This is a genomic window from Proteus myxofaciens ATCC 19692 (assembly GCF_001654855.1).
Classification (GTDB): Bacteria; Pseudomonadota; Gammaproteobacteria; order Enterobacterales; family Enterobacteriaceae; genus Proteus; species Proteus myxofaciens.
On record NZ_LXEN01000276.1, the window covers coordinates 1 to 211 of the forward strand.

The following is a 211-nucleotide window of genomic DNA, read 5'->3' on the forward strand; positions in this document are numbered from 1 at the left end:
GTGCTGATCACTTCATATTTCAATGATTCCAACATATTAGCAAACATAGCGAAGGATTCACGTTTGTACTCTTGTTTTGGATCTTTTTGCGCATAACCACGTAAATGGATGCCTTGACGTAAGTAGTCCATCGCCGCTAGATGCTCTTTCCATAGCGTATCTAACGTTTGTAACATCACGCCTTTTTCAAAGTTACGCATCATTTCAGCAC

The 211-nt window shown here is 40.3% G+C and carries 1 protein-coding gene; it reads right to left on the reverse strand.

From position 1 onward, the window contains the following. Window positions 1-211, reverse strand: a 211-nt coding sequence (locus M983_RS16870) for a hypothetical protein (RefSeq protein WP_157092008.1), incomplete at both ends; no start/stop codon positions are given.